Here is an 11,318-nt window from a genome sequence, read left to right on the forward strand (position 1 = left end):
CGATGGACGATATTCAATTTATGGGATAGAACTGTCATCATGATTCGTTACGGGATTGATTGTTTTACGCTGTCTGAATTGTATTCAGAGCCGGCGCGAAATGATTGAGAACCGACGGGTGATGCCCACCATGAAGCGATGAGTATAGACATGTTGCTTCAGATGATTGACATGAAACTGCTGATAGTTGCCCAAATAGCCGATGCGAAGGGCGATAGACGCTGATAATGGCGTTTCGAGTGTCAACATCTGACGAAACTCAGGTGCCGACACAAAGGTGGTCAGCCGCACGTTGCCGTCATAGTCGCCTCTGACAAAAGTCTCATAGTAGGTCTGTCCGTAGTTGGGCGAGAACATCACTCCTGCCAATGGCAAGGCAAGTTCGTAGCGTGCCACTACCGGATGGCGCATGACCGAGAAGCGATAAGAAGCCACTCCGGTAGGCATCAGATTAAGATGTGCACGAGCCTGGGCAGAATTGTTTGAATTGGAACTATTATAGATAAATCCCAACGAGGCATTAGCCATGCCTCCTGCCTGTAGGGTCAGGCGATTGTCGAGCAGTTGCCAACGGCGCAAACGTCCCCAATAGAAATTGTAGGCACCTTCCAGTTCGTCGCGCTGATCGGTACGGTCACTAACCGACGAGAAGTTGACTTCATGTTCCATGACCGTGCCCCATCTTCGTTGTGGGCGCTGTCGTTCGACGGTGCAGAGATATGTAACTCCCGGTCCGCTAAAATGTTCGGCAGACAGATAGGTGTCAAGCACCTGGGATGCGCCACCTCCCACCATGTGACTTACCGTAGAGATACGGAGAGAATCGGTAGCGGTTTGTGACGTTGCCGACGTTGCACTCAGCATAAGTGCCAGTACGAAGAGCGTTCTATTGATAGTCTTCATCAGAGAAAAGCGTTTGTTGTCCAGTCAGTTCGTCAATCACCTGTTGCTGACTCTTTCCAGCATCAGGGTCCAGATTCTCTTCCTCTTCCGTTTCATCGGCCTCATCTTCTTTGGGTGGGTCAGGCAGACGAGTGGGTTCCAGTTCGGTAATGCTGGCAATCTGGTAGGTTGTGAGACGTTTACCCTTTGCTTTATAGCCCTTAACCGCAATAAACTGTTCTACGTCAATCTCCTCTGATCCGCGGAATTCGTCAGCTCCACCATAGGTGACAAGGATGCGCGGATAGACTTGGTCGGTGAGCAATATCTCCTTGGAATTGGGATTCTCGCCCAGATAACATTGTTTGCGTTTGGATGCTTCCAGCAAGAAGCGCTTGACATAGGGATATCCTTGATTGTCGGCATCGTAGAGCACACAGCTCCAGACCTTGTCGGCATCGTATTTCTCCAGTCTTACGATATTGTCTTCGAAGTGGTTGTTGACATCGAAATTGGTGAGATAGTATTCACCATTGGGTAGGAATACGAGTATCTGGTCGCCATCGTTGAACTCGCCCAACAAGCGTCCGTGCTCGTCGTAGTTCAGGCGGTTGACATCGGGATCGTACCACACTTTGCGTCCGCCCAATGTGGAGTGACCATGACTCTTTAGTCCGATGCGATGCACTTGGAACTTGGTCAGCAGATTACCCTTAGCAGCACGTCCCTTGATGAGCACCTCGGAGAAGTCCTTGTCGAAGAATATCTTTTTGAGCTTTGGTGCAGGGTCGAGTGTTATCTTGATAACTTCAGCCTCGCCATTGGGATTGGCGGTGAAATAAACGACACGCGATCCCGGGGTTCCAATGGTCAGGTCGTATTCGCGATCGCGAGTAACCGACGGCACGTTGAAGCGCTTTATATAATAGAAGCCTTTCTTTCCGTCACGATACACCATATTATAAATAGTGCGCTGGTCGTTTTTCTTAAACACACCAAGCCACAGTATATTCTTTCCTACAAATATCTTATCTGCCACACGGATGACCTTGAACTTACCATCTTTGTAGAAGATGATGACATCATCGATATCGGAACAGTTGCAGACAAACTCGTCTTTCTTCAGTCCTGTACCTATAAATCCATCGGCACGGTTGATATAGAGTTTCTGATTGGCCTCAACAACCTTGGTAGCCTCGATGGTATCGAAGTTGCGGATTTCGGTCAGTCGCGGATGATCCTTACCATATTTCTCTTTAAGGAACTTAAACCAATTGGCGGTGACCTCTACAAGGTTGTTGAGGTCGCGGTCAATCTGTTCGATTTCCTCCTTGATGCGTGCCATGAGTTCGTCGGCTTTATCCTTGTTGAACTTAAGGATTCGCTGCATTTTAATCTCCAGCAACTTGAGAATATCATCCTTGGTTACCTCACGAACCAGTTGTGGATAGTAGGGAGTGAGGCGTTCGTCAATATGTTCGCATACGGCATCGACATTGGGTGCCTGTTCGAATTTGCGGTCTTTATAGATGCGCTCTTCGATGAATATCTTTTCAAGCGAAGCGAAATGATACTGCTCAAGAAGTTCGTTCTTGCGGATTTCGAGTTCCTGCCGGATAAGATCCTTAGTGCGGTCGGCTGAATGGCGCAACACATCGGATATGGTGAGGAATTTCGGCTTATTGTCTTCGATGACACAGCAGTTGGGCGAAATATTGATTTCGCAATCGGAGAAAGCATAGAGCGCATCGAGTGTCTTGTCGGACGAGACACCGGGTGCCAACTGTATTTGTATTTCCACCTTGGCTGCGGTGAGGTCTTCCACGTGACGTGCCTTAATCTTTCCTTTCTCGATGGCTTTGAGTATCGAGTCAATAATGGTTTCGGTAGTCTTGGAGAAGGGAATCTCTCGAATGACAAGGGTCTTCTGGTCGAGTTTCTCTATCTTCGCACGTACTTTCAACGAACCGCCTCGCTGTCCGTCGTTGTATTTCGAAACATCAATAGAGCCGCCTGTGGGGAAGTCGGGATAGAGATGAAACTCCTCGCCATGCAGATAACTGATGGCTGCATCACACAGTTCAACGAAATTGTGGGGCAGTATTTTCGACGACAGACCTACGGCAATACCCTCGGCTCCCTGTGCCAGAAGCAACGGAAACTTTACGGGCAATGTGATGGGCTCCTTGTTGCGTCCGTCGTAAGACATCTGCCATTCGGTAGTTTTCGGATTGAAAACCGTATCGAGAGCAAACTTCGACAGGCGTGCCTCAATATAACGAGGGGCGGCAGCACGGTTGCCGGTGAGGATATTTCCCCAGTTTCCTTGGGTATCCACCAGCAATTCTTTCTGTCCGATCTGTACCAGCGCATCGCCAATAGAAGCATCGCCATGTGGGTGAAACTGCATGGTGTGTCCTACGATATTTGCCACCTTGTTGTAGCGACCGTCGTCCATTCGCTTCATCGAGTGAAGGATGCGGCGCTGCACAGGCTTTAGTCCATCTTCAATATGTGGTACGGCACGTTCCAGGATTACGTACGAAGCATAGTCCAGAAACCAGTTTTGATACATTCCGCTAAGATGGTGTACGGCTGCCGCATCAAACCTATCCACGGGTTTATAGCCTGAGTGTGCCTCGGCTTCAACCTCTTCGGTGGTGTATTGCTCTTCGTTCAGTATTTCGTCGTCCTTGATTTCGTCGTCCATTGATGTTTATCCTTTTAAGTTATAGGCATTGTCTGCCAACGCCTTTAATTCTTGCAAAATTACGAAAAATATTCGAATTTTGCAAGTTGGATGCTCGGTTTTACTTCACTTCAAACGATATTTCCGTCCGTATGTCGGCTGATGACGCACCTATCATGAGTTGGATGCGACCCTTTTCTGCCTCAAAACGATGGGTAGCCTCATCCCAATGGGTAAGGTCGGCACGGTCGATGGTGAGTTTGACCTCGCGTGTTTCTCCAGCTTTGACAGCCACTCGTTCAAAGGCTTTGAGCTGTTTCTGTGGATGTTCAACTTTAGAATCAGGATAGTTCACATAACATTGGACAACCTCATCGCCATCACGACCGCCAGTATTGGTAACAGGGAGCGTAACGGTCACGGTATGCTTGTCTTTCAGATTAACCTTTGGCTCACCATATCGGAACGTCGTGTAACTCAATCCGTAGCCGAAAGGATAGAGCACATCGCCTTGCTGATACATATAGGTACGGCCATTACGGATATTATAGTCCATCATGGCGGGCAAATCGAGAATATCCTTCACCCATGTTTGAGTGGTGCGACCGGCAGGATTGATGCGTCCGAAGAGTGCATCGGCTACGGCATGGCCTTGCTCCTGACTGCAATGGGTGATGTGGAGGATGGCAGGCAGATGGTCATTACTCCAATTGATGGTATATGGGAAACTGCTGACAAGCACAAGTACTGTGTTCTGGTTGGCACGATAGAGCTGACGAACGAGATCTTCATCGGGCAATTGCAACGATAGGCGGTCAACGGCTTCGCGACCGTCGCTGGGTACTGGACAGAAGAACCAATCAGCCTTGGTACCATAAGGATGATTGCCTGTACATATTACCACAGCGTCGGCTTCACGTGCCAGACGTTCTGCCTCACCCATACGGTTGTCTTTCACGTAGCTCACTTCAAATCCCTGTTGTGCTCCCAGTTCGCGAAGTGCTTTCAAGACAGTTACTTCATAGGGAGGTGTGCCACTATACCAGTCGTAGATAATCTCGTCGGCATAAGGTCCGACAACAGCCGCCTTTTTCACTTTCTTACTATCGAGCGGCAGGAGTCCGTTGTTTTTCAGGAGTACTACCGACTTGTTGGTCACCTCTCGCACAGCATTCCGTGCCTCTTCGGTCATAAAGGGCGGTGTGGCGGTTGTATCTGTTCCCATGGTTGCATACGGGTTGGGAGAATTCTTTCCGTCGAGCAGTCCAAGGCGGAGCATCACGCGCACATTACCCCGAATAGCCACTTCGATATCTTGTTCAGTAACCATTCCCTTGGCAAGCGCCTCGCGGATTTCATCCTGATAGCGGTCGAGTATCTGTCCCAACTGGTTTTTCACCACGGCAGCTGCGGCTTCTGTCTTAGTAGCAAATGCCTTATGGGCGGTCGATAGCATACCCATCGCACCACCATCGGTACAGATAATGCCATCATTCCCCCACTCTTTGCGAACGATACTTTGCAGACAGGGGTGTATGGCCATAGGTGTTCCATTCCAAGAATTATAGGCTGCCATCATGGCACGTGACCCTCCCTGCGTGATTCCTTTATAGAAAGGATAGGAATAATACTCGCGAAACAATCTGTCGTCGAAATTGCTGGAGGTAGAATCGCGACCATATTCATTACTATTGGCAAGGAAATGTTTCATCAGCGCGGCTGCTTTCCAATAGCGAGGATGATTGCCTTGCAGTCCGCGCACCATAGCCACGGTGAGCTGTCCGGTTAGGTACGGATCTTCACCATAACTCTCTTCGGTACGTCCCCAACGGGGATCGCGTGCCAAATCGGCATTGGGTGCATAGATGACAAGTCCCTTGCGGCGGGCATTGGGCTGATGGATATAATAGCGGGCCTCGGCAGCCATCTGCTCACCTACCATGCGCACAGCCTCACGATCCCACGTTTCTCCTAATCCATATGCCTGTGGAAAGATGGAAGTCGGTAGTGGATTGGGGCGCTTTTCACCATTCACCTCAATCATTCCGTTATTGTTTGCAGGTCCACCCAAAGCCACCCCATGAAGTCCTTCATAGCAACTGATAGACGGAATGCCCAAACGTGGTACCCCCATCTGTGTGGAGAGAAGAGAAATCTTCTCGTCGAGTGTCAACTGGCCGATAAAGAGATTGATACGCTGGTCATCCTTCAATCGAGTGTTCTGAAAATCGAATGGCTGTGCAACTACCGAGAGTTGTGCCATAAACATCAGTATCGAAAGCAGCTTCTTCATACTTTAATATTTTTAGGTTTTAGATTGCAAAAATACGATTTTTTTGCGAGAATGTTCTAACATTACCCCCAAAAAAGATTATTTGCAAAGCAAAAAAAACATTCGGGATGTATTCGGAATGTATTCGGGATGTATTCGGGATGCATTCGGGATGCAGCCATCCCTGTTTCTTGCGCTTTTCCGCAAGGTCTGTAAATCCCAAGCAACTCCCAAGCAACTCCCAACTAACTCCCATAAACTTACGCACAATGTAAGCCCCATCACGTTCGAATAAACAAAATATAACACGTTTTATTTTGTATTTCGCTCGATTTGCACTACCTTTGTAACCCTGTACTTAGGTAGGCTGCATCTCGGAAATAAAAAGAAAAAATCGTTTTTCTTTTGTATTTCGCTCGGTTTGCACTACCTTTGTAACCTTGTACTTAGGTAGGCTGCATCTCGGAAATAAAAAGAAAAAATCGTTTTTCTTTTGTATTTCGCTCGATTTGCACTACCTTTGCACGCATAATTTTTGAAAAGAAGTAAAAGCATTATGGCACAAGAAGATGTATTTAAGAAAATCGTAAGCCACTGTAAAGAATATGGTTTCGTATTTCCAAGCAGCGATATTTACGATGGATTGGGAGCCGTTTACGACTACGGACAGAACGGTGTAGAGTTGAAAAACAATATCAAAGAATACTGGTGGAAATCAATGGTACTGCTCCACGAAAACATTGTCGGTATCGATTCTGCCATCTTCATGCACCCCACAATTTGGAAAGCCTCTGGACACGTTGACGCATTCAACGACCCCCTCATCGACAACCGCGACTCAAAAAAGCGCTATCGTGCCGATGTGCTGATTGAAGACCAGATTGCAAAATACGATGAGAAGGTGCAGAAGGAAGTGGCAAAAGCACGCAAACGCTTCGGAGAAGCATTTGACGAAGCCAAATTCCTCGAAACCAACGAACGAGTAAAAGAGCATATTGCCAAGCGCGACGCACTACATGAGCGCTACGCTAAAGCCATGCAAGGACCAGACCTCGCAGAACTGAAGCAGATCATCCTTGATGAAGAAATCGTATGCCCCATCAGCGGCACACGCAACTGGACGGACGTACGCCAGTTCAACCTGATGTTCTCTACCGAAATGGGAGCCAGCGCTGAAGGTTCTATGAAAGTATATCTCCGCCCAGAAACCGCACAGGGTATCTTTGTCAACTACCTCAACGTGCAGAAGACCGGTCGCATGAAGATTCCATTCGGTATCGCTCAGATTGGTAAAGCATTCCGCAACGAGATTGTAGCACGCCAGTTCATCTTCCGCATGCGCGAATTTGAACAGATGGAAATGCAGTTCTTCGTAACTCCAGGTACTGAACTCGAATGGTTCCCCAAATGGAAACAAACTCGTATGGCTTGGCACCAAGCTCTTGGTTTCGGTGCAGAAAACTATCGCTTCCACGACCACGATAAACTTGCACACTATGCCAACGCAGCTACCGACATCGAATTCAAGATGCCATTCGGCTTCAAAGAAGTGGAAGGTATTCACTCACGTACCAACTTCGACCTCTCACAGCATGAGAAATTCTCAGGAAAGAGCATCAAATACTTCGATCCACAGACCAACGAGAGCTACACTCCGTATGTCATCGAGACCTCGATCGGCGTAGATCGTATGTTCCTCTCAGTCATGTGTCACTCATACTGCGAAGAGAAACTCGAAAACGGTGAAACACGCGTAGTACTCAAACTGCCCGCCGCCCTGGCTCCTGTAAAACTGGCAGTCATGCCACTCGTCAAGAAAGACGGACTGCCCGAAAAGGCACGCGAAATCATCAACAACCTGAAGTTCCACTTCAACTGCCAATACGACGAGAAAGACTCTATCGGAAAGCGCTACCGTCGTCAGGATGCCATCGGTACTCCTTACTGCGTTACCGTTGACCACGACTCACTCAACGATGGCAAGGTGACACTCCGCTTCCGCGACACCATGGAACAGGAGCGCGTCAATATCAGCGACTTGGCAAGCATCATCGAAGACAAGGTGAGCATCGTCAGCCTGCTCAAGAAGATTCAGTAAATACACCTATTATATAATAATGAGCATCTACAACATGATGATACGCAGCAAACAGACAATCCTCGCAGGTTGCCTGTTTGCCTTGATGCCCTTCTTTGCGGCATCATGCAGCGAAGACGATGGCACAGAAGAGGAATTTGTTGATTGGAAAAACACCAATGAACAGTATTTTGAAACACAATACAAACTACATGCCTCTGCCACAGCCTCATCGTTCGTTGTACGCAAATGGTCGGTTTCCGACTCCATCAACATCCCACAGACCGACTGCATCCTCGTGGATGTAATAGAGCGCGGAGAAGGCACTACATCACCATACTACAACGACTCACTATGTATGCAGTATCGCGGACGCCTCCTGCCATCAAAGTCGTACAAAGACGGATATGTGTTCGACCAAAGTTTTGAGGGGACATACGACCCTGCCGTTACCGCTCCCTACAAGATAGCACAGTACAACTCATACGGTTCTGTATCAGGATACCGACTGCCCGTTGCTTCCGATTTCGTCGATGGATTCAGCACAGCATTAATGAACATGCATAAAGGCGACCATTGGCGAGTGACCATACCATATCAACTGGCATACGGAGAAACTGCCAGCGGAGTAATACCAGCATACAGCACGCTGGTGTTCGACATTTGGCTCACAGATTTCTGGACAAAGACTAAAGGTGATCGCAATTAAGCGGTCACCTTTTTTATATCTACGCCACGCTAATTCCTACCTTTGACACCATGCCTCTTAGGTACTTTCGCTCGAGAATGAAAAGAAAAACACGCTTTTCTTTTGCATTCTGCTCGCTTATTCGTATCTTTGAGGCTGTGCCTCTTAGGTACTTTCACTCGAGAATGAAAAGAAAAACACGCTTTTCTTTTGCATTCTGCTCGCTTATTCGTACCTTTGAGGCTGTGCCTCTTAGGTACTTTCACTCGAGAATGAAAAGAAAAACACGCTTTTCTTTTGCATTCTGCTCGCTTATTCGTACCTTTGAGGCTGTGCCTCTTAGGTACTTTCGCTCGAGAATGAAAAGAAAAACACGCTTTTCTTTTGCATTCTGCTCGCTTATTCGTACCTTTGTCAAGGATATACACAACTGAAAACAAGACAGAAAATGATCTGGAATGAAACTATTGAATGTATGAGTCGCGAACAGCTTCGCGACCTACAAAGCCAACGTCTGCGAAAAATGGCAGACTACGTCTATCACAACACACCATTCTATCGGAAGAAATTTCAAGAAATGGGACTCGAACCTGGTGATATCCGAGATATAGACGACATCGTGAAACTACCATTTACCAACAAGCTCGACCTGCGCGACAACTATCCCTTCGGACTGACTGCCGTGCCCATGAGTCAGATTGTGCGTATCCACGCCTCTTCAGGAACTACAGGTAAACCGGTAGTAGTACTCTACACCCGCAAAGACCTTGCCATGTGGACCGAAGCTATCTCACGCGCATTCACTGCATACGGCGCTACAAAAAACGATATCTTCCAAGTGAGCTATGGCTACGGACTCTTCACCGGAGGACTCGGCGCTCACGATGGAGCTACCAATATCGGAGCCAGCGTGATTCCTATGTCAAGTGGAAACACACAGAAACAAATCACGCTGATGCACGACTTCGGCACATCGGTACTCTGTTGCACACCATCATACGCCATGTTCTTAGCAGAAACACTAAAAGACTGCGAATGGCCACGAGACGAATTCAAACTCAGAATTGGTGCATTCGGAGCCGAACCATGGACTGAAGAGATGCGCCATAAACTCGAAACATCATTGGGCATCAAAGCATACGACATCTACGGACTGAGCGAAATATCAGGACCAGGAGTGGGATACGAATGTGAATGTCAGAACGGTACACACCTCAACGAAGACTATTTCTACCCCGAAATACTCAATCCTGAAACAGGAGAACCCATGCCTGAAGGACAATTGGGAGAACTTACCTTCACACACCTTACCAAAGAGGGAATGCCATTGCTGCGCTACCGCACACACGACCTCACCGCACTACACTATGAGAAATGTGCATGCGGACGTACATTGGTGCGCATGGACCGCATACTGGGACGCTGCGACGACATGCTCATCATACGTGGCGTCAACGTATTCCCATCACAAATCGAATCAGTCATCCTCTCGTTGCCTGAATACGAACCGCACTTCCTGCTGACCGTCGATCGTAAAGACAATACCGACACAAGCGAACTGCAGGTAGAGGTCAAAGAGGAATACTACACCGACGAGATGTCAACCATGGTTGGACTGCAGAAGAAACTCGAAGCAGAACTGCGTAGCGTCATCGGACTCGGCTTCAAAGTGCGCCTCGTAGAACCACGTGCCATCGAGCGCTCTACCGGTAAAGCTAAACGCGTCATCGATAAACGCAAGCTATAAACGCCGTGACCAAACGACACACAACCGCATTTCAATCATGCGACATACAGACAACAGAAACAACAAACAATAAAACAATAAAACAATAAGAATATGTTAGCTAAACAACTATCCGTTTTCCTCGAAAACAAGTCAGGCCGCCTGACAGAAGTTACAGACGTGCTGGGCAATGCAGGCGTCAACCTCTCAGCCATGAGTATTGCTGACAACAGCGACTTCGGCATCCTGCGCTGCATAGTAAGCGACCCCGACAAAGCCTACCAAGTGCTCAAAGCATCACACTTCGCCGTAAAAATGACCGATGTCATCGGCTTTGTATGTCCCAATACCAGCGGTTCGCTGGCAAAAGTACTGAAACACTTGTCGGAAAACGGAGTATTCATCGAATATATGTACTCATTCTCCAACGGCGATGTGGCGCACGTAGTCATACGTCCAACAGACCTTGAGGGCTGCGAAAGAATACTCGCAGAAAAGAAAGTAGATCTACTTGCTGCAAGCGATTTATACCGTCTGTAATGCCGAAAATCACGCATTTTAGGCATAAAAAACGCGTTTTGGGAACTTTTTTCGTGTTTTTTCGAAAAAAGTTCCCAAAATATTTGGTGGATTCACAAAAACTCCGTACCTTTGCAATCGCTTAAAAGAAATAAGCAATCAAACAAAGAAATAAGGGCGCTTAGCTCAGCTGGTTTAGAGCATCTGCCTTACAAGCAGAGGGTCGGGGGTTCGAATCCCTCAGCGCCCACAAAGAGTTCCAAAATATTGGAACTCTTTTTTTTTGTTTATATATCCATCTAAGCCTACTCTACTACAATACAGCAAAGCCTGGCTCACGGCTCAATAGATTTTTCATAGGGGTAAATGAGTATGATTCATATGAAATGCTTACCTTTGCATCATGGAAGACAAAGGTTTGCTAATGTTGGCACGTATGGTGCTGCCCAAGGAAGTGCTTGACCA

At 47.6% G+C, this 11,318-nt stretch carries 7 protein-coding genes and 1 tRNA gene; 5 read left to right on the forward strand and 3 right to left on the reverse strand.

Going from position 1 to position 11,318, the window contains the following annotated elements:
• Positions 1-84 precede the first annotated feature (84 nt).
• The 3 genes from CIK96_RS07955 to CIK96_RS07965 form a co-directional block, all read right to left on the reverse strand.
• A complete protein-coding gene (locus CIK96_RS07955) occupies positions 85-903 on the reverse strand; it encodes a DUF3316 domain-containing protein (protein WP_094440263.1) in 819 nt (272 codons plus the stop codon).
• Positions 887-3,592, reverse strand: a complete 2,706-nt coding sequence (locus CIK96_RS07960) for a DNA gyrase/topoisomerase IV subunit A (protein WP_094440264.1) — start codon at positions 3,590-3,592, stop codon at positions 887-889. Before CIK96_RS07960 ends, CIK96_RS07955 begins: the two co-directional genes overlap by 17 nt.
• A gap of 100 nt (positions 3,593-3,692) precedes the next feature.
• A complete protein-coding gene (locus CIK96_RS07965) occupies positions 3,693-5,834 on the reverse strand; it encodes a glycoside hydrolase family 3 C-terminal domain-containing protein (protein ID WP_254046880.1) in 2,142 nt (713 codons plus the stop codon).
• A 565-nt stretch (positions 5,835-6,399) separates the two neighbouring features.
• Between CIK96_RS07965 and CIK96_RS07970 the strand changes: the two genes are divergently transcribed.
• From CIK96_RS07970 to CIK96_RS07990, 5 genes are all read left to right on the forward strand, one after another.
• On the forward strand, positions 6,400-7,941 hold the full coding sequence (locus CIK96_RS07970; protein ID WP_094391408.1) for a glycine--tRNA ligase: 1,542 nt from the start codon (positions 6,400-6,402) through the stop codon (positions 7,939-7,941).
• 19 nt (positions 7,942-7,960) lie between these two features.
• Positions 7,961-8,629: an FKBP-type peptidyl-prolyl cis-trans isomerase gene (locus CIK96_RS07975; RefSeq protein WP_094435931.1), complete on the forward strand. Its 669-nt coding sequence runs from the start codon at positions 7,961-7,963 to the stop codon at positions 8,627-8,629.
• A 427-nt stretch (positions 8,630-9,056) separates the two neighbouring features.
• On the forward strand, positions 9,057-10,355 hold the full coding sequence (locus tag CIK96_RS07980) for a phenylacetate--CoA ligase family protein (RefSeq protein ID WP_094440265.1): 1,299 nt from the start codon (positions 9,057-9,059) through the stop codon (positions 10,353-10,355).
• Between the two features lie 93 nt (positions 10,356-10,448).
• Positions 10,449-10,874, forward strand: coding sequence for an amino acid-binding protein (locus CIK96_RS07985; protein ID WP_094391412.1), 426 nt, complete (start codon positions 10,449-10,451; stop codon positions 10,872-10,874).
• A gap of 154 nt (positions 10,875-11,028) precedes the next feature.
• Positions 11,029-11,103, forward strand: a tRNA-Val gene (locus CIK96_RS07990).
• Positions 11,104-11,318: the final 215 nt, after the last annotated feature.

It is taken from the genome of Prevotella sp. P4-98, assembly GCF_002251405.1.
Taxonomy (GTDB): domain Bacteria; phylum Bacteroidota; class Bacteroidia; order Bacteroidales; family Bacteroidaceae; genus Prevotella.

What these genes read in the sequence shown, in the direction of transcription:
- CIK96_RS07955 (WP_094440263.1), bottom strand. Translation starts at nt 903, where the DNA reads ATGAAGACTATCAATAGAACGCTCTTCGTACTGGCACTTATGCTGAGT.
- CIK96_RS07960 (WP_094440264.1), bottom strand. Translation starts at nt 3,592, where the DNA reads ATGGACGACGAAATCAAGGACGACGAAATACTGAACGAAGAGCAATAC.
- CIK96_RS07965 (WP_254046880.1), bottom strand. Translation starts at nt 5,834, where the DNA reads ATGGCACAACTCTCGGTAGTTGCACAGCCATTCGATTTTCAGAACACT.
- CIK96_RS07970 (WP_094391408.1), top strand. Translation starts at nt 6,400, where the DNA reads ATGGCACAAGAAGATGTATTTAAGAAAATCGTAAGCCACTGTAAAGAA.
- CIK96_RS07975 (WP_094435931.1), top strand. Translation starts at nt 7,961, where the DNA reads ATGAGCATCTACAACATGATGATACGCAGCAAACAGACAATCCTCGCA.
- CIK96_RS07980 (WP_094440265.1), top strand. Translation starts at nt 9,057, where the DNA reads ATGATCTGGAATGAAACTATTGAATGTATGAGTCGCGAACAGCTTCGC.
- CIK96_RS07985 (WP_094391412.1), top strand. Translation starts at nt 10,449, where the DNA reads ATGTTAGCTAAACAACTATCCGTTTTCCTCGAAAACAAGTCAGGCCGC.